The sequence below is a fragment of the Paraburkholderia nodosa genome (genome assembly GCF_001718195.1).
GTDB classification, from domain to species: Bacteria; Pseudomonadota; Gammaproteobacteria; order Burkholderiales; family Burkholderiaceae; genus Paraburkholderia; species Paraburkholderia nodosa_A.
The window spans coordinates 60649-77883 of record NZ_MCNV01000031.1; the positions used below are offsets into that span (position 1 = coordinate 60649).

The window sequence follows — 17235 nt, forward strand, 5'->3', positions numbered from 1 at the left end:
GCGGGATTTTTTTCGTCTGGAGTTCGTAATAGTCGGGGAGAGGGCGCCTGCATGCCGCGCGCGGGCATGAAAAAAGGCGCATGCACAGGGGAGCACATGCGCCTGAGGTTCCGCATCCGGCGCGAGGCGCCGCTGCGGTACAGGGGAAAGCTTTAGTGGGTGACGCGCGTCACGCCGCCGCTCGAGAGCAGTCGCACGCGCTCGCCCGCGTTGAACACTTCGCCGGTCGCCGATTGCGTGATGGCGCGGTAGTCGCCGTTGTCGAGGCGCACGGTGATCTCGAGGCCGTCGCGCATGGCCACGCCGTTCTCGACCGCGTTGCCGGCCACGGCGCCCGCAATGCCGCCGATGATGCCGGTGACGATCGAGCCCGTGCCGCCGCCGATCCGGCTGCCGGCCACCGCGCCGAGCGCGCCGCCACCGACCGCGCCAAGGCCGCTAGGCTGGCCGTTGTTGGAGCTGATCTTCACCGCGCGCACGCTTTCGACCGTGGCCATGCGCACCGATTGCTCGCGCTGCGCCTGCGAGGCCGTGTACACATCGGCGGAACTGCTGTTATAGGCGCAGCCCGACATCGCGAGCGACCCCGCGAGCATGGCTGCAACAATCAGACGACTTGTTATTTTCATTCCCGTAGCTCCAATGGGCGCCGTTCGTGTGCGGCTCCCGCGTTCAGTTCGGCAGTTCGTAGCCGAATGCCTCCTTGAACCGTTCGTTGATCTGCGCTCGCGTAGGCGCATAGTTTTGCGGACCGAGATGCTCGATCTTGAGCGCGCCCATCAGGCTCGCGAGACGCCCCGTGGTTGCCCAGTCGAGGCCGTTCTCGATGCCGTAGAGCAGGCCGCCGCGGAAAGCGTCGCCGCAGCCGGTCGGATCGAGCACCTGAGCGGCCTTGACCGGAGGAATTTCCTCGATCTTGCCGCTGTGGTAGATCTGCGAGCCGTGCTCGCCGCGCGTGATGATCAGCGCGTCGACATGGCCGGCGATTTCGTCGAACGACCAGCCGGTGCGATGGCTGACAAGATTGGCTTCGTAGTCGTTGACCGCTACGTAGGTCGCAAGTTCAATCGCGCGGCGCAAAGAAGCGCCGTCGAAGAGCGGCAGGCCCTGGCCCGGATCGAAGATAAACGGCACGCCGGCCTTCGCGAACTGCTCGACGTGCTGGACCATGCCGTCGAAGCCGTCCGGCGCGACGATGCCGAGCTTGATTCCGGGCGCTTCGTCGGCGCGGTTCAAATGCGATTGCATCATCGCGCCCGGGTGGAACGCGGTGATCTGGTTGTTCTCGAGGTCAGTCGTGATCATCGCCTGCGCGGACCACGTATCCTCCAGCACGCGCACGTGCGCCTTCGAGAGGCCGAGCGTGTCGAGGCGTTCGAGGTACGGGCGCGCGTCGGCGGCGCCGAGCGTCGCCATGATGCGGGCGTCGCCGCCGAGCAGATTGAGCGCGTACGCGATGTTGCCGGCACAGCCGCCGAACTCGCGGCGCATCGTCGGCACGAGAAAGCTCACGTTCAGGATGTGCACCTGCTCGGGCAGGATGTGCTCCCGAAAGCGACCCTCGAAGGTCATGATGTTGTCGTAGGCGAGCGAGCCGCAGATCAGCGTAGCCAAGGCGGAAATTCCTGTAGGGCGTGGTAGGGGAAGGGGGCGGCGCACCGGCCTGCGCGTCGCCTGCGCATTGATCTGAAAGCGCAGGCGCGAGGCGCGTGTGCGCCGCCGCCGGATTACTTCAGCGCGGCGAGTGCGGCGTCGTAGTTCGGTTCGTTCTTGATTTCGCTCACGCGCTCGGCGTGCAGGACGTTGTCGTTTTCGTCGAGCACGACGACGGCGCGCGCGGTCAGACCGGTGAGCGGGCCGCTCGTCACGTCCACGCCATAGGCTTGCGCGAATTCATGGCCGCGGAAGGTCGAAGCCGTGACGACGTTGGCGATGCCTTCGGTCGTGCAGAAGCGCGCGGCGGCGAACGGCAGGTCGCCCGAGATCACGACGACAGCCGTGTTGCTCAGGCCGGCGGCGGCTTCGTTGAATTTGCGCGTGGAGGTGGCGCAGGTCGGCGTGTCGAGGCTCGGCACGATGTTCAGCACCTTGCGCTTGCCGGCGAAATCGGCGAGCGAGACAGGCTTCAGATCCTTGCCGACGAGCGAGAACGCCGGGGCCTTCTGGCCGACGCTCGGGAACGTGCCGGCGACGTCGATCGGGTTACCGCCTAGCGTGACTTGACTCATGATGTGCTCTCCGGGAATGCATGGTGTGGTGAATGGCGCACCCGCGCGATACGGGACGCCGGGAAATGCGCGGGGCACGCCAGTGCACCCGCGTACAGACGGAAAATCAGGGGTAGAAAATCTCGATGCGGAAGTTCGACGCCACCACGTCGCCCGTGTCGAGCCGCACGATCATGGTCTGCGTGGTGCGTGCGGGCAAACCGGCTTCGATGGACGTGCCGGGCGTGACGTAGTCCTGCGGCCACAGCACGCGCCGCACGACGATGTTGTTCTGCCGGTCGAGCAGCGACAGCTCGATGGCGGGGTATGCGAGCGCCACGTTGAAGCGGTTGCGCAGCGGCACCTTCAGTTCGAGGTGATGCGGCTCGTTGTCGACCTGGCGCAGATCGGACGGCTCGACCAGCAGACCGTCGATGTCGCGCGGCGGCAGCACGCGGCAGCCAAGCTGCTCGCACGCCTGCTGATAGAGCGACTGCGAGTCGGGCCAGTAGACCATGACCGTTTCACGCTGCCACCACGCGAGCTGCACGACGAGCAGCGCAAACAGCAGGATGGCGATGAGCGTGCCGAGAATGCGCCAGACGAGGCCGCGCGAACCGCGCGGGCGGGCGGGCGCTTCGCGGGTGACGGCGAAGGGTGAGGCGCCGTCGTTGGGCGAGAGCGCGCTGAACGCGGGCTCTGGCGCGGCTTCGCGGGTGCGGGGACCGAGCGCGGGCTCGGGGTCGTTCATGCGAGCCGCAGCCGATGCTTCGTTGGCCGAAAAGGTCGGCTCTTTCGGGCCGCTCGTGCCCAGGTTCGGCTCGCTGCGCGTCCAGCGCGCGGCGGGCGGGAAGGGTTCGGCGGCTGCGGGCTGCTGGGGGGGCGGTACCGGTTCTGCTGCAGGTGCCGTCGGCGCTCGCGGCGCATCTTGTGGAGCGCGTCCAGGCGTCGGTTCGTCGTCGAAGGCGACCCGCGACTCGGCTCCGGGCGTAATTTCAGGCGAGGCGCCGCGGGCAACGCTTGCCCCAGGCAGTTTGTCGGCGTCGTATTTCAGGCGCGGATCGCGCTGGCTGTCCTGCGGCGGCGCCCACGGGTCCCACGTGCGATTCGTGAAATTGGGTGTGGCGCCCAGCGTGGGGGGCAGCTCTTGCGATGGCGTTGCTGCTGCGGGTTGATACGCCTGATCATCGGGCTGCTGCGATGTGGCTTGTGATGCAGACTGCGATGCGAATTGTGAGGCGGGTTCCGAAGCGGGCTGCGCGGCAAAGCGCGAAGGGGGCTCCGATGGCGGCGAGGTCAGGCTGGCCGCGATTTCGGCTGCAAGGGGCACCGCGCGCGTGAAGTCGCCCCCTTCGGGCATCTCGTACAAACTGCCCGACGCGTCGAACGCTTCCTGACAATGTCCGCAACGCACGAGGCCTCGCCGCACGGCGAGCTGCGTTGGCTGGATGCGGAATACGGTTTCACAGAAGGGGCAGCGCGTTGCCAGAAGCATGTGGGCCGAAGATCTGGGTAGACCGGAGGATTGGTGATACCCGCATTCTACTGGCAATCCACCGCAGTCTACGACTTCGGTCTTGCCGCTTGGGGCGCGATCAGGCTCGTGCGAGCCCGATCGGAACGGGAAGGGACTAGGCGCGCCGCGTGCCCGCGAGGCAGACCCAGCCTTCGTGTTCGCGCCAGACCGAGATCTCGATCCACTGCGCGTACACCTGCGCGACTTCCTCGGCCTGGCGCGCGAGAATGCCCGAAAGTGCGATGCGCCCACCCGGCTTCACGCGCGACGAGAGCATCGAGGCCATCAGCTTGAGCGGATTCGACAGAATATTGGCGACGACGATGTCGAACTCGCCGGCGGGGCAATCGTCGGGCAGGCCGTAGGTGACCGCCGCGCGATTGCGCTCGCTGTTGTGGCGCGCCGACTCGACCGCCTGCGGGTCGATGTCGATGCCGATCACCGGATTCGCTCCGCACTTCTTCGCGAGGATCGCGAGGATGCCCGATCCGCAGCCGTAATCGAGCAGCGAATTGCCCGGCTGCACGTGCTGTTCGAGCCATTCCATGCACAGACGCGTGGTGGGATGGCTGCCTGTGCCGAACGCGAGGCCCGGGTCCAGCTCGAGCACGAGCGCGTTCGGGTCCGGGGCATCGTGCCACGACGGCACGACCCAGATGCGCTCGCCGATCTGGATCGGGTCGAACTGCGATTGCGTCAGACGCACCCAGTCCTGCTCCTCGACTTCGCGCAGCGAGAACTTCGGCGTTTGCGTGAGACCCAGCTCGTTCGAAGCGGCCATGAGCAGCACGGCGGGATCCTGATCGGCGCCGATCAGCGCAATCACGCGCGAATGCTGCCACGCGGTGCGCTCGGGCGTTAAGCCCGGCTCGCCGAAGAGCGGCTGCTCGTCGGGCGTGTCGGCGTCGGCATCTTCCACCGACACCGAGAGGGCGCCAAGCTCGATCAGCGCGTCGGAAAGTGCTTCCGCGCGGTCACGCTCGAGCTCGACGATCAGTTCCCGGTAGCTCATGAGTTACGCTTCGTCCTTCTTCACTGCCTGACGTTCGGCCAGACGGCTTTCGAGGTAGTGAATGCTCGTGCCGCCCTCGACGAACTTCGCATCGAGCATCAGCTCGCGGTGCAGCGGGATGTTGGTCTGGATGCCTTCGACCACCATTTCCGAGAGCGCGATGCGCATGCGCTGAATAGCCTGCTCGCGCGTGGCGCCGTAGGTGATCAGCTTGCCGATCATCGAATCATAGTTCGGCGGCACGAAATAGCCATTGTAGGCATGCGAGTCGACGCGCACGCCAGGGCCACCCGGCATGTGCCACGACGTGAGACGGCCCGGCGACGGCGTGAACTTGAACGGATCTTCCGCGTTGATACGGCACTCGATCGCGTGACCCTTCAACTGGATGTCGCGCTGGCGGAACGAGAGCTTTTCGCCCGCAGCAATGCGGATCTGCTCCTGCACGATGTCGATGCCCGTGATCAGCTCGGTGACCGGGTGCTCGACCTGCACGCGCGTGTTCATCTCGATGAAGTAGAACTCGCCGTTTTCATACAGGAACTCGAACGTGCCCGCACCGAGGTAGCCCATCTTCTTGCAGGCGTCGGCGCAGCGATCGCCGATGCGATCGAGCAGGCGGCGCGCGATGCCCGGCGCCGGCGCTTCCTCGATCACCTTCTGGTGGCGGCGCTGCATGGAGCAGTCGCGCTCGCCGAGCCACACGGCGTTCTTGAACGAGTCCGCGAGAATCTGGATCTCGATGTGACGCGGGTTCTCGAGGTACTTCTCCATGTAGACCTGCGGGTTGCCGAACGCACGGCCGGCTTCCTCGCGGGTCATGTTGACCGCGTTCACGAGCGCCGCTTCCGTATGCACGACGCGCATGCCGCGCCCGCCGCCGCCGCCCGCCGCCTTGATGATGACGGGGTAGCCGATCGCGCGCGCGATCTTCACGATTTCCTTCGGATCGTCGGGCAGCGCGCCTTCCGAGCCCGGCACGCAGGGCACGCCGGTCTTGATCATGGTCTGCTTCGCCGTGACCTTGTCGCCCATCATGCGGATCGTTTCCGGGCGCGGGCCGATGAACGTGAAGCCCGACTGCTCGACACGCTCGGCGAAATCGGCGTTCTCGGAGAGGAAGCCGTAACCGGGGTGGATCGCTTCTGCGTCGGTGACTTCGGCCGCGCTGATCAGCGCCGGCATGTTCAGATAGGAAAGGTTCGAAGGCGCCGGGCCGATACAGACCGCCTCGTCCGCGAGCTTCACGTACTTGGCTTCCTTATCGGCTTCCGAATAGACGACGACCGTCTTGACGCCGAGTTCGCGGCATGCGCGCTGGATGCGGAGCGCGATTTCGCCACGATTGGCAATGAGGATTTTTTCAAACATGGTGGGTATTCGACTCATCAAAGGGCGTCGCAAGTCGTATGTGCGTACGCCTCAGAGGATCGGTCGCGTGCGTCGCCGTCATGGGGCGCCAAACGCGACAAACGCGGCGGCGGCCAAAAAAGAAGGCCGCCGCCGCGCGCAGAAAAGCTTAGGCGATCACGTAGAGCGGCTGGCCGTATTCGACTGCCTGACCGTTCTCGACGAGGATTTCCTTGACCACGCCGGCCGTGTCCGACTCGATCTCGTTGAGCAGCTTCATCGCTTCGATGATGCAAAGCGTCTGGCCTTCCTTGACCGTGTCGCCAACCTGGACGAACGGGTCGGCGCCCGGCGACGGCGCGCGGTAGAACGTGCCCACCATCGGCGAGGTCACGACGTGGCCTTGCGGCACGGGGGGCGCGGCGGGAGCCGCAGCGGCAGCTTCGCCCACATGGGCGGGCGCTGCGAGCGGGGCACCCATGGCCGGCGCCGCGTATTGCGCGGGGCCAGGCTGCACGTAAACGGGCGGCGCGTTCTTGACGATGCGCACCTTGCCTTCACCCTCGGTCACTTCGAGCTCCGAGATGCCCGATTCGGAGACGAGGTCGATCAGAGTCTTCAGCTTACGTAGATCCATGGTGCAGCCCCTTTTACTTTGAATACGTGAAGTGCCGGGGCGCGCGCGTCCCGACACGGGTTGTTGTTCAGGTATTGACGGTCATCCGACGCAGGAATCAGGCCGCCGACCGGGCAGCGAGCCGGTCGAGCGCGTATTCGAGCGCGTAGAGATAACCCTTCCAGCCGAGGCCGCAAATCACACCTTCGGCCTGGTCGGAAAAATACGAATGGTGCCGGAAGGACTCGCGGCGATGCACGTTCGACAAGTGAATCTCGACGAACGGGATGCCGACGCCTGCCAGCGCATCCCGGATCGCCACGCTCGTATGCGTATACGCGGCCGGGTTGATCAGGATGAAGTCGGTCTGCTCGGTGCGAGCCGACTGAATGCGGTCGACCAGTGCGCCTTCGTGATTGCTCTGGAAGGTCGCGAGTTCGACGCCGGCGTCCCCTGCACGGTCCGAGAGCGCTTGATCGATCTGCGGCAGCGTCACGCGCCCATACACCTCCGGTTCCCGGGTGCCGAGAAGATTGAGGTTGGGGCCGTGCAGAACCAGCAGTCGCGTCATGGTCGCTTCTTTTTCCGTGGAATTGCGCGAACTTTAGCGCCGATTAGAGAAATTTGTCTAGTTTTCCGATAAAGGGATATGGCCCCGACTACGCGCTGCGGCGAGGGTTTGGGTCGATCTTCGGTCAAATGACAGGATTTTCACGGCAAAAGCCCGTTTACGGCGCCTAAGATCTTGTCAGACGATCTGCTGCGTCAAAGCGCGTCGAGGGTGCGCCGAAGCTCGTCCGGCTTGATTTGCCCTAATTTTGTCGCACGAACGGCGCCGTTCGCGTCGATTACGACCGTGTAAGGTAAGCCGCCCGCGCTGTTGCCGAATGCGCGTGCGACATCCGCGCCGCCGAAACCGGCGATGTAGATCGGGTAATCGACGGGCACCTTCTTGAGGAACGTCTTGATGTTCGCGGCCGAATCCACGCCGACGCCGACGAACTGAATTCCCTTCTTCGCGTACTCGCGCTGGAGCGCGGAAAGCTCCGGCATTTCCTCCACACACGGGCCGCACCAGGAAGCCCAGAAGTTGACCACGATCGGCCGGCCCTTGTAGATGGCGAGCGATTGCGCCTTGCCGTCCGGGTTCGTGACTGCCGCCGACCAAAGCTCGGTGAGCGCATTCTGCTTGCCGCTCGCCGACGCCGCGCTTACCGAGGTCGCGTCGGCCGCGTCGGCGCTGCCGCTCGTTGCCCAGTGCCCAGCCAGTAGGCCGCCGCCTGCGGCGATTGCCGCCACTGCCACGCCGGCCAGAATCCGCTTCGTATTCATCGCTGCCGTTATCAGGTTGTGGAAGAAGTGGCGCCGCTCTCGTCGATCAGCGCCTGGAGGGCCTGCGCATTGGCGCGCGGCAGCCTGCCACGCGCGTCGGCGCGCACGGCGCCGCGCAAGTCGTCCGTATTGTAGAGCGCAACGTGGATGCCCACCGGCTCCTCGGCGCGTGACGGGCGCCACATGAAGCTGAGAGTTTCCACGAGGCCGCGCGCCGCGAAATGGCGCGTCTCCGACACGTCGTACTGCACGTTCGCATTCAGGAGCCAGATCGCGACATCCTTCGCGTTGTCACAGAAAATCTGCAGATGGATGTCGGAGTGCTCGCCCGCCGTGCCATTGAGCACCGCACCGGTCAGAAACGGATTGAACGCATCGAGCCGCTGCATCCATTCGAGCGCGATCTCGCGCAGGCGGCGCAGCACCGCAGGCTGGCTGTCGCTTTGAAAGAGGGCCTGATATTCGCGGATCTCTTCCTCGATCTGATCATTGTCGGGCAACCAGGTGCCTTCGATGCGCGTTTCCCCCACCACCTGCCGGGCAGCCTTGCGTTTGGCGGTGGCGTAGTCGAGGCCGTCCTCGGCGATCATCCTTGCTGCCGCGATGGCGATTTCCTCGCGCACGCGCTGGGGATCGAAATGTGATCTGCGAACCATCTTTTAATGATACTAGAGATCGCCCTGGCTCCTGCACGCAGCCACTGCGCCGCGCCCGCTGCCGGGTGCGCAGGGATTTTCCGTCGCTGCGGGGACCGAGGTCGAGCCAATAGGGCTCAGGGCCTCGGGTACAATACCCGTTCTTTGCTGCGGCGGCGCAGGACTGCCGACGTTCCAGCTTCTCCGTCCTTTTCAACCTGATCAATCCGATCAACGCGTTCACGACGCCCGCGCGGCGCGACAGGCTTATGCACATCCATATCCTCGGCATCTGCGGCACGTTCATGGGCGGACTCGCGGTGCTCGCGCGCAGCGCGGGCCACACGGTGACCGGCTGCGACGCCGGCGTGTACCCGCCGATGAGCACCCAGCTCGAAGCGCAGGGCATCCGCCTCATCGAGGGTTACGACGCGAGCCAGACCGAACTCAATCCCGATCTCTACGTGATCGGCAACGTGGTCACGCGCGGCAACCCGCTGATGGAGGAGATCCTCAATCGCGGCTTGCCGTACACGTCGGGTCCGCAGTGGCTCGGCGACCACGTGCTGCGCGACAAGTGGGTGCTCGCGGTGGCGGGCACGCATGGCAAGACCACCACGAGCTCGATGCTCACGTGGCTGCTCGAAGACGCGGGCCTGAATCCCGGCTTCCTGATCGGCGGCGTGCCGCTGAACTTCGGCGTGTCGGCGCGCCTGACCGATTCGAGCTTCTTCGTGATCGAAGCCGACGAGTACGACACGGCGTTCTTCGACAAGCGCTCGAAGTTCGTTCATTACCGTCCGCGCACGGCGCTGCTCAACAATCTCGAATTCGATCACGCCGACATCTTCCCCGATCTCGCGGCGATCGAAACGCAGTTCCATCATCTCGTGCGCACGATTCCGGGCGTTGGCCGCATCGTCACGAACGGCCGTTCGGACGCGCTCGAACGCGTGCTCACGCGCGGCGTATGGAGCGACGTGGAGCGCTTCGGCGTGGATGGCGGCTGGCAGGCGCTGCCGGCGGAAGACGGCGTGGCCGTGGACGAGCGCTTCGCCGTCTATCACAACAGCGAACGTGCAGGCGTGGTGGACTGGCAGATCCAGGGTGAACACAACCGCCTGAACGCGCTCGCGGCGATCGCCGCCGCGCGCAGCGTGGGCGTGCCGCCTGCTCAGGCCGCGGCCTCGCTCGCCACGTTCCGCAACGTGAAGCGCCGCATGGAAGTGCGCGGCAGCATTGACGGCGTGACCGTCTACGACGATTTCGCGCACCATCCCACGGCCATCGAAACGACGATCGCCGGCCTGCGCACGCGCGTCGGTCACGAAAACACGCGCATCCTCGCCGTGCTCGAGCCGCGCTCGAACACGATGAAGCTCGGCGTGATGAAGGCGCAACTGCCCGCCAGTCTCGCCGACGCCGACCTCGTGTTCGGCTACGGCGCACCGAGCGGCAAGGACGCGCTCGGCTGGGATCTTGCCGGTGCGCTTGCGCCGCTCGGCGAGAAGGCCCGCGCTTTCCACGATCTCGAAGCGCTCGTGAAGGCGGTCGTCGCAGCCGCCCGCCCCGGCGACCAGGTGCTCGTGATGAGCAACGGCGGCTTCGGCGGCGTGCATCAAAAGCTGCTCGATGCGCTCTCGGCACGGAGCGCGGCGTGATCGTCTATCTGCACGGCTTCCGCTCGTCGCCCCAGTCGTTCAAGGCGCGCCTCCTGGCGGCGCGCATGGCCGAGCTGGGACGCAGCGGCGAATGGCTGTGCCCGACGCTGCCGGTTTCGCCGCGCGAGGCGATTGCGCTCGCCGAGCAGGAGATCGGCGGGCAAATGAAGCCGGGCGAGCGCGTCACGCTCATCGGCAGTTCGCTTGGCGGCTACTTCGCCACGCATCTCGCGGAAAAGCACGGCTGGCGCGCCGCGCTGCTGAACCCCGCCGTGGTGCCTGACCGCGATCTGTCGAAGTATCTCGGCGAGCAGCCGCTCTGGCACGGCGGCGGCAGCATCGTCGTCGAACCGCGTCACCTGGACGAGTTGCGCGCGCTGGCCGTTACGTCGGTGACGCAACCCGCGCGCTACTATCTGATCGCCGCGACCGGCGACGAAGTGCTCGATTACCGCGAGATGCTCGCGCACTATCCGGGTGTGCCCACACACCTGATCGAAGGCAGCGATCATGGCATCAGCGAGTTCGCAGATTACGTCGACGAAGTGATCCGTTTCTGCGACGCCGCTTGATGCGTGCGAACGCCTATATGTATACAGCACCGCCCGCGCGCCGCGCCGGCGGTCGAAGCAAGTCTGAACGAGAGTATTGAGTGAACGTTTTCTTTGAGGAATCGGGCAGTTTCAAGGCCGGCAGCGTGCTGTCGCGCCAGGGCGATGCATTTCAGGTCGAGCTGCCGGGCGGCCGGCGCGCCAAGGTGCGCGCAAAAGACGTGCTGATCGAGTTCGAGAAGCCGGCTGCGAGCGAACTGCTGGAGCAGGCGGACGCCGCCGCCCAGGAGATCGATCTCGACTTCCTGTGGGAATGCGCGCCTGCCGACGAATTTGCGTACACGGCGCTTGCGAGCGAGTACTTCGGCGAGACCTACGGTCCGGTCGAGCGCGCCGCGCTCGTGCTGCGCCTGCATGGCTCGCCCGTGTACTTTCGCCGCAAGGGGCGCGGCCAGTATCAGCGCGCGCCCGAAGAGCAGCTCAAGATGGCGCTGGCCTCGCTCGAGCGCAAGCGTCAGCAGGCGCTGGTGCAGGCCGGCTACGAGGAGGAGCTGAAGGCGGGTGGACTGCCCGAGGCGTTCAAGGGTAAGGCGCTCGGACTCCTCACGAAGCCGGACAAGAACTCGATCGAATACAAGGCGCTCGAAGCGGCGGCCGCTGCGCGCGGCATTTCGATGGCGCGTCTCATGCTCGAAAACGGCGGCATCGCTTCGCCGCGCGCGCTGCACGAGGCACGCTTCCTCGCGGACTTTTTCCCGCACGGCACCGGCTTCCCGCCGGTCGAAGTGGGCACGCTGCCCGAGGATCTGCCCGATGCCGCCGAGCACGTGCAGGCGTTCTCGATCGACGACGTCACCACGACCGAAATCGACGACGCATTCTCGATCGAGCATCTGGCCGACGGGCGCGTGCGCATCGGCATTCACATCGCGGCGCCCGCACTTGGCATCCAGCGCGGCGACACGGCGGATACGATCGCGCGTACGCGTCTTTCGACGGTCTACATGCCCGGCGACAAGATCACGATGCTGCCCGACGATTTCGTCGACGCCTTCACGCTCAAGGAAGGCGGTCTGCGCCCGGCGCTTTCGCTCTACTGCATCGTGAACCGCGAGACGCAGGAGATCGTCGCGACCGAAACGCGCGCCGAGCGCGTGTTCGTGAAGAGCAATCTGCGTCACAACACGCTCGACGAAGTCGTCACCGAAGCGACGCTCGCCGCGGGCACGGGCGAGTATCCGCACAAGGACGACATCGCCGTGCTGTGGCCGTTCGCGCAGGCCCTGTTCGAGAAGCGCCAGCAGGCGCGCGCCGGTTACGGCCTGCGCCGCGAGGTCCAGCGCAACACCGACTTCAACTTCTACGTGGAAGGCGAGCATGTCACCATCTCGCCGCGCCGCCGCGGCTCGCCGCTCGACCTGATCGTCGCGGAGCTGGCGATTCTCGCGAACTCCACGTGGGGCGCTTTCCTGCACGACCATGGCGTGCCGGGCATCTATCGCTCGCAGCGCGCGTTCGGCGCGCCGACCGGCCCCAAGCGCACGCGCATGCAGACCAACGCCGCGCCGCACGAAGGCCTCGGCGTCGCGCAGTATGCGTGGAGCACCTCGCCGCTGCGCCGCTACGTGGACCTCGTGAACCACTGGCAGCTGCTCGCCTGTGTGGAGCACGGCGTGGCCGCCAAGCTCGTCGCGCCGTTCAAGCCCAAGGACGCCGATCTGTTCGCCGTCGTGCAGGGCTTCGACGAGACTTACACCGCTTACGCCGACCATCAGCGCCGCATGGAGTACTTCTGGTGCCTGCGCTGGTTGCAGCAGGAAATGCGCGGTGAAGCTGGGCGCGAGCCGCGCCGCGAGTTCCCGGCGAGCGTGGTGAAGGACGACCTGGTGCGCTTCGAAGAAGTGCCGCTGCTCATGCACGTGCCTGCACTCGGCGTGCACGCGCGCGGCACGCGCCTGATGATGGAAGTGCTGTCGATCGACGAGCTGACCATCGAGGCTTCGGTGCGCATGCTGCGCGTGCTCGATGCGCCCGTCGTGACGAGCGGCGAGCAGGCCGAAGAGGATGCGGGCGAAGACGAAGAGCTGATCGAAGCCGCCGACGAGTCCGCGCAAAGCGAAGCAGAAGCTGTCGCAGAAGCGGGCGACGCCGACGGCGAGGCGGCAAGCGATGCGCCCGCGGCAGAAGAGCAATCGAGCGAACAGCACGCCACGGAGCCGCGCGAATGAGCGTCAAGGAGTCGAAGCCTGTTGTGCACGCCGACCGCTACGCCGTAGTCGGCAATCCGGTGGCGCACAGCAAGTCGCCGTACATCCACGCGCAGTTCGCGCTGCAAACGGGCGAGCGCGTTGAATACGACCGCCTGCTCGCGCCGCTCGACGGCTTCGTCCAGCACGTGCAGGCCTTTCACGCGGCTGGCGGGCGCGGCCTGAACGTGACCGTGCCGTTCAAGCTGGAAGCGCACGCGCTTGCGCACAAGCTCTCGCCGCGAGCGGCGGCGGCGGGCGCGGTGAACACGCTGCGCTTCGATGCGGACGGCATCTTCGGCGACAACACCGACGGCTTCGGCCTCGTGCGCGACATCGAGGTGAACCTCGGCGTTGCGCTCGAAGGCGCGCGCGTGCTGCTGCTCGGCGCGGGCGGCGCGGCGCGCGGCGTCGTGCTGCCGATGCTCGAGCGCCGGCCCCGCGAGATCACCATCGTGAACCGCACGGCGCCCAAGGCGCACGCGCTCATCGAACAGTTCGCAGGCGCGGCGGGCGAGTTCGGCTGCATTCTCAGCGGTGGCGGTCCTCAAGACGTCGATCCCAAGCCTTACGACGTGATCGTGAACGCGACGGCGGGCAGCCTCGATGCGGCGTTGCCCGAGTGTGACGAGCGCGCGTTCGGCACCGGTACGCTCGCCTACGACATGATGTACGGCGCGCAGCCCACCGTGTTCATGCGCCACGCGCAGGCACTCGGCGCGCGCGCGGCCGACGGCCTTGGCATGCTGGTCGAGCAGGCCGCCGAGTCGTTCTTCGTGTGGCGCGGCGTGCGGCCCGAGGGCGCGCCGGTGCTGGCGGCGTTGCGCGCGCAGCTCGCCGCGCAGGCCGCGTAACGCCCGGCGCCTCTCGCACAAAACGGAGACGACGCCATGCGCAGGCAAGCCATCGGTGCGCAGGCCGCGGCGGTCGCGAGCGGCAGCGGGCGGCGCGCGCAGTCGCGCAAACGTCCTGGCGCGCTGCGCTGGCTGACCTGGGTCGTCTCGGTGTGCGCGATTGCGTGGATCGCCACGCAACTCTTCTACTTCGCGCAAATCGCGCTCTGGAACTTCGTCGATCCGCAAACCACGGCGTTCATGCGCACCGACGCCGCGCGTCTTTCCACCGACCGCCCCGGTCTCTCGATCCAGCACGAATGGGTCCCGTACGAACAGATCTCGCGCAACCTGAAGCGCGCGATCATCGCGTCCGAGGACGCGAACTTCGTCAACAACAACGGCTACGAAACCGACGCCATCCTCCAGGCTTGGGAAAGGAACAAGCAGCGCGGCCATATCGTGCGCGGCGGCTCGACCATCACGCAGCAGCTCGCGCGCAACCTGTTCCTCTCGCGCGAGCAGAGCTACATCCGCAAGGGCCAGGAGTTCATCATCACGTGGATGCTGCAGACGCTGCTCGACAAGGAACGCATCTTCGAGATCTATCTGAATTCGGTGGAGTGGGGCAATGGCGTGTACGGTGCGCAAGCCGCCGCGCGCTACTACTACCGCACGAGCGCCGCGAAGCTCACGCCGTGGCAGTCGGCGCGGCTCGCGGTGATGCTGCCGCGTCCCAGGTACTTCGACGAGCATCGCAACTCGGCCTATCTCGCGCAGCGCACCGCCGTGATTGCGCGGCGCATGGGGGCGGCCGAGCTGCCGCATTGAAGCGCCGTCGCATCGCCACGCCAATGAAAAACGCGCCGTCTTTGCGGCGCGTTTTCCTTTGATTGTCTGCGTTTCTTCGGCTTACTGGCGAGCGAGCCGCGCGTTATCCGGCATCGGCATGTTGAAGTTGGTGCGAAACGGATTGATGTCGAGGCCGCCGCGCCGCGTGTAGCGCGCGTAGACAGCGAGCCGGTCCGGTTTGCACTCGCGCAGGATGTCCATGAAGATGCGCTCGGCGCACTGCTCGTGAAAGCCCGTGTGATTGCGGTACGAGATGATGTAGCGCAACAGGCCCGCCTGATCGATCTGCGGCCCGACGTAGTGGATCTGCACGCTGCCCCAGTCGGGCTGGCCCGTCACCGGGCAGTTCGACTTGAGCAGGTTCGAGATCAGCGTTTCTTCTACCGGGGCTTCGTCGAAGGCCGCCTTGAGCAGCGTCGGCTCCGGGTGATAGATTTCCGTGTCGAGATCGAGGCGATCGAGCGAGAGCCCTTCGAATTCCTCGAACGGGATCTTGCCGAACGCGCCCGGCTGCTCGAGCCGCACCGATACCGACGCGCCGCAGGCCGCCGTCACATCGCGCTTGATCGTCTCGCGCACCACCTCGGCGGATTCGAACGGCGTTTGCGCGAACGAGCCCAGATAGAGCTTGAACGACTTCGATTCGATGATGTTCGGCGAGTCGGCGGGAATGAAGAACGTGGCGATCGCGATCTGCGGCTTGCCGCGCGCGTTGAGCCACGAAAGCTCGTAGGCGTTCCAGATATCGCTGCCGAAGAAGGGCAGTTGCGCGCCAATGCCGATCTGCTCGCGCGCGCCCGCGCGCGGGATCGGGAAGAGGAGCGAAGCGTCGTATTGCTCGGTGTAGGTGGAGGCCTTGCCGAGCGGAGATTGATCGGGAGTCATGATGCGTTGGCTTCGGTTGCGAGATTGGTCACGCCGCTTGCCACGTGCCCGGTGGCCGTGACCGAGCGCGCGGATTCGCAATGGCGGATCTGGTCGTCGAAGAAAAAATCGGGTTCGAACTCGCGCAGGAACGGGCCTTTGTCGAGTCCGCCAAGGAACATCGCTTCGTCGATCTCGATGTTCCAGGCCATCAGCGTACGGATCGCGCGCTCGTGCGCGGGCGCCGAACGTGCGGTGACGAGGGCGGTGCGGATGCGCATTTGCGCGTTCGCGTCGGCGAGCTTCTGCAGACGGTTCAGCGCTGCGAGCAGCGGCTGCAACGGGCCTTGCGCGAGCGGCAGTTCGCGGTTGTCGCGCTCGTGGCTCACGAAGGCGGAAAGCCCCTTGCTCTGGAAAATCTGCTCGGCTTCGTCGGAAAACAGCACCGCATCGCCGTCGAAGGCAATGCGAATCTCGTGCGCGTTGCGTTCCGCCATTGTCGCCGATTCTGGAAAGACGCGTGCAGCGGGGAATCCAGCGTCGAGCGCGCTCTTCACATCGGCCGGATTCGCGGAGAGAAACAGCGACGCGTTGAGCGGCTTGAGGTAATGCCAGGGCTCGCGCCCGCGCGTGAACACGCCGCGCTGAATGTCGAGCCCGTGCTCGCGGCACGAACTGAACGCGCGCAGACCGCTGATGGGATCGCTGCGCGAGAGGATCACCACTTCCACGTGATGTGCGCCGTCATTGAGCGCGAGCAGCTTGCGGATCAGCGCGAACGCCACGCCTGGCCGCGCGGGCACGTTCAGGCGCTCGCGCTGGAGCGCCTCGTAGGCTCGCAGGTCGCCCGCCTCGAACACGTGGTTTTCCTCCTCGAAATCGAAGAGCGCACGCGACGAAATGGCGACGACGAGCTTGTCGGAAAGCGATACGGACACGATGGCCGCTCGTTACGCGAGGAACAACCGATACGCCGGGTTTTGCGTCTCTTCCCAGTGCGGATAGCCGAGCGTGGCGAGGAAACGGCGGAACTCGGCGTCTTCGGCGGCGGGCACCTGGATGCCCACCAGAATCGAGCTGTAGTCGGCGCCCTGGTTGCGGTAGTGGAACAGGCTGATGTTCCAGTTCGGCGCCATCGACGAAAGGAAACGCATGAGCGCGCCCGGGCGCTCCGGAAACTCGAAGCGGAACAGGCGTTCGTCGTGCGCGAGCGGCGAGCGTCCGCCCACCATGTAGCGGATGTGCTGCTTCGACAGTTCGTCGCCCGTGAGATCGACGCTCGGAAAGCCGTGATCGACGAAGGTCTTCGCGATCTGCTGCGACTCGCCGCGGTTGCGGATCTGCACGCCCACGAAGATGTGCGCGCGCTCGGCGTCGTCGATGCGGTAGTTGAACTCGGTCACGCTGCGCGTGCCGACCAGCTCGCAGAAGCGCTTGAAGCTGCCGCGCTCCTCGGGGATCGTCACCGCGAACACCGCTTCGCGCGCCTCGCCCACCTCGGCACGCTCGGCCACGAAGCGCATGCGGTCGAAGTTCATGTTCGCGCCCGAGGTGATCGCC

Annotated in this window: 17 protein-coding genes and 1 pseudogene; 5 read left to right on the forward strand and 13 right to left on the reverse strand. The window is 65.9% G+C overall.

Going from position 1 to position 17235, the window contains the following annotated elements; genetic code table 11:
* Positions 1 to 152 precede the first annotated feature (152 nt).
* The 10 genes from BFD71_RS33450 to BFD71_RS33495 form a co-directional block, all read right to left on the reverse strand.
* Positions 153 to 629 (reverse strand): glycine zipper 2TM domain-containing protein, encoded by a 477-nt coding sequence (locus BFD71_RS33450; protein ID WP_069268516.1) that lies wholly within the window; start codon positions 627 to 629, stop codon positions 153 to 155.
* Positions 630 to 672: 43 nt separating this feature from the next.
* Complete coding sequence (locus BFD71_RS33455; protein WP_069268517.1) at positions 673 to 1614, reverse strand: carbohydrate kinase family protein; 942 nt, start codon at positions 1612 to 1614, stop codon at positions 673 to 675.
* Positions 1615 to 1727: 113 nt separating this feature from the next.
* A complete protein-coding gene (tpx, locus tag BFD71_RS33460) occupies positions 1728 to 2228 on the reverse strand; it encodes a thiol peroxidase (protein WP_042270386.1) in 501 nt (166 codons plus the stop codon).
* A 106-nt stretch (positions 2229 to 2334) separates the two neighbouring features.
* On the reverse strand, positions 2335 to 3702 hold the full coding sequence (locus tag BFD71_RS33465; protein WP_069268518.1) for a DUF3426 domain-containing protein: 1368 nt from the start codon (positions 3700 to 3702) through the stop codon (positions 2335 to 2337).
* 136 nt (positions 3703 to 3838) lie between these two features.
* Entirely contained in the window at positions 3839 to 4735 is an 897-nt protein-coding gene (prmA, locus tag BFD71_RS33470; RefSeq protein WP_069268519.1) for a 50S ribosomal protein L11 methyltransferase, read from the reverse strand.
* A gap of 3 nt (positions 4736 to 4738) precedes the next feature.
* A complete protein-coding gene (accC, locus tag BFD71_RS33475) occupies positions 4739 to 6106 on the reverse strand; it encodes an acetyl-CoA carboxylase biotin carboxylase subunit (RefSeq protein ID WP_028214031.1) in 1368 nt (455 codons plus the stop codon).
* Positions 6107 to 6254: 148 nt separating this feature from the next.
* Positions 6255 to 6722: an acetyl-CoA carboxylase biotin carboxyl carrier protein gene (accB, locus tag BFD71_RS33480; RefSeq protein ID WP_069268520.1), complete on the reverse strand. Its 468-nt coding sequence runs from the start codon at positions 6720 to 6722 to the stop codon at positions 6255 to 6257.
* A gap of 97 nt (positions 6723 to 6819) precedes the next feature.
* A complete protein-coding gene (aroQ, locus tag BFD71_RS33485; RefSeq protein ID WP_069268521.1) occupies positions 6820 to 7272 on the reverse strand; it encodes a type II 3-dehydroquinate dehydratase in 453 nt (150 codons plus the stop codon).
* Positions 7273 to 7466: 194 nt separating this feature from the next.
* Positions 7467 to 8033 carry a TlpA family protein disulfide reductase gene (locus tag BFD71_RS33490; RefSeq protein WP_069268522.1) on the reverse strand — a complete coding sequence of 189 codons (567 nt, stop codon included), beginning with the start codon at positions 8031 to 8033 and terminating at the stop codon, positions 7467 to 7469.
* Between the two features lie 11 nt (positions 8034 to 8044).
* Positions 8045 to 8689, reverse strand: a complete 645-nt coding sequence (locus BFD71_RS33495; protein WP_069268523.1) for a UDP-N-acetylmuramate--alanine ligase — start codon at positions 8687 to 8689, stop codon at positions 8045 to 8047.
* 248 nt (positions 8690 to 8937) lie between these two features.
* Between BFD71_RS33495 and mpl the strand changes: the two genes are divergently transcribed.
* The 5 genes from mpl to mtgA all read left to right on the forward strand — a co-directional run bounded on the left by mpl (position 8938) and on the right by mtgA (position 14790).
* Entirely contained in the window at positions 8938 to 10329 is a 1392-nt protein-coding gene (gene mpl / locus BFD71_RS33500) for a UDP-N-acetylmuramate:L-alanyl-gamma-D-glutamyl-meso-diaminopimelate ligase (protein ID WP_069268524.1), read from the forward strand.
* Entirely contained in the window at positions 10326 to 10901 is a 576-nt protein-coding gene (locus tag BFD71_RS33505) for a YqiA/YcfP family alpha/beta fold hydrolase (protein ID WP_069268525.1), read from the forward strand. Before mpl ends, BFD71_RS33505 begins: the two co-directional genes overlap by 4 nt.
* 80 nt (positions 10902 to 10981) lie before the next feature.
* Entirely contained in the window at positions 10982 to 13108 is a 2127-nt protein-coding gene (locus BFD71_RS33510; RefSeq protein ID WP_069268526.1) for a ribonuclease catalytic domain-containing protein, read from the forward strand.
* Positions 13105 to 13980, forward strand: coding sequence for a shikimate dehydrogenase (aroE, locus tag BFD71_RS33515; RefSeq protein ID WP_069268527.1), 876 nt, complete (start codon positions 13105 to 13107; stop codon positions 13978 to 13980). The genes BFD71_RS33510 and aroE overlap by 4 nt, the downstream gene beginning before the upstream one ends.
* A 36-nt stretch (positions 13981 to 14016) precedes the next feature.
* Positions 14017 to 14790, forward strand: a complete 774-nt coding sequence (gene mtgA, locus BFD71_RS33520; protein ID WP_069268528.1) for a monofunctional biosynthetic peptidoglycan transglycosylase — start codon at positions 14017 to 14019, stop codon at positions 14788 to 14790.
* Positions 14791 to 14871: 81 nt separating this feature from the next.
* On the opposite strand, the gene queF is transcribed toward mtgA, so the two are convergent.
* The 3 genes and pseudogenes from queF to BFD71_RS33535 all read right to left on the reverse strand — a co-directional run.
* On the reverse strand, positions 14872 to 15696 hold the full coding sequence (gene queF / locus BFD71_RS33525) for an NADPH-dependent 7-cyano-7-deazaguanine reductase QueF (protein WP_069268529.1): 825 nt from the start codon (positions 15694 to 15696) through the stop codon (positions 14872 to 14874).
* Positions 15693 to 16613, reverse strand: a complete 921-nt coding sequence (locus BFD71_RS33530) for a 5'-nucleotidase (protein WP_069268530.1) — start codon at positions 16611 to 16613, stop codon at positions 15693 to 15695. Before BFD71_RS33530 ends, queF begins: the two co-directional genes overlap by 4 nt.
* A gap of 12 nt (positions 16614 to 16625) precedes the next feature.
* Positions 16626 to 17235: pseudogene (locus BFD71_RS33535) on the reverse strand (threonine ammonia-lyase, biosynthetic); the annotation flags it as partial.

Coding starts and splice junctions, on each gene's coding strand:
- BFD71_RS33450 (WP_069268516.1), bottom strand. CDS start 629: ATGAAAATAACAAGTCGTCTGATTGTTGCAGCCATGCTCGCGGGGTCG.
- tpx (WP_042270386.1), bottom strand. CDS start 2,228: ATGAGTCAAGTCACGCTAGGCGGTAACCCGATCGACGTCGCCGGCACG.
- BFD71_RS33465 (WP_069268518.1), bottom strand. CDS start 3,702: ATGCTTCTGGCAACGCGCTGCCCCTTCTGTGAAACCGTATTCCGCATC.
- prmA (WP_069268519.1), bottom strand. CDS start 4,735: ATGAGCTACCGGGAACTGATCGTCGAGCTCGAGCGTGACCGCGCGGAA.
- accC (WP_028214031.1), bottom strand. CDS start 6,106: ATGTTTGAAAAAATCCTCATTGCCAATCGTGGCGAAATCGCGCTCCGC.
- accB (WP_069268520.1), bottom strand. CDS start 6,722: ATGGATCTACGTAAGCTGAAGACTCTGATCGACCTCGTCTCCGAATCG.
- aroQ (WP_069268521.1), bottom strand. CDS start 7,272: ATGACGCGACTGCTGGTTCTGCACGGCCCCAACCTCAATCTTCTCGGC.
- BFD71_RS33490 (WP_069268522.1), bottom strand. CDS start 8,033: ATGAATACGAAGCGGATTCTGGCCGGCGTGGCAGTGGCGGCAATCGCC.
- BFD71_RS33495 (WP_069268523.1), bottom strand. CDS start 8,689: ATGGTTCGCAGATCACATTTCGATCCCCAGCGCGTGCGCGAGGAAATC.
- mpl (WP_069268524.1), top strand. CDS start 8,938: ATGCACATCCATATCCTCGGCATCTGCGGCACGTTCATGGGCGGACTC.
- aroE (WP_069268527.1), top strand. CDS start 13,105: ATGAGCGTCAAGGAGTCGAAGCCTGTTGTGCACGCCGACCGCTACGCC.
- mtgA (WP_069268528.1), top strand. CDS start 14,017: ATGCGCAGGCAAGCCATCGGTGCGCAGGCCGCGGCGGTCGCGAGCGGC.
- queF (WP_069268529.1), bottom strand. CDS start 15,696: ATGACTCCCGATCAATCTCCGCTCGGCAAGGCCTCCACCTACACCGAG.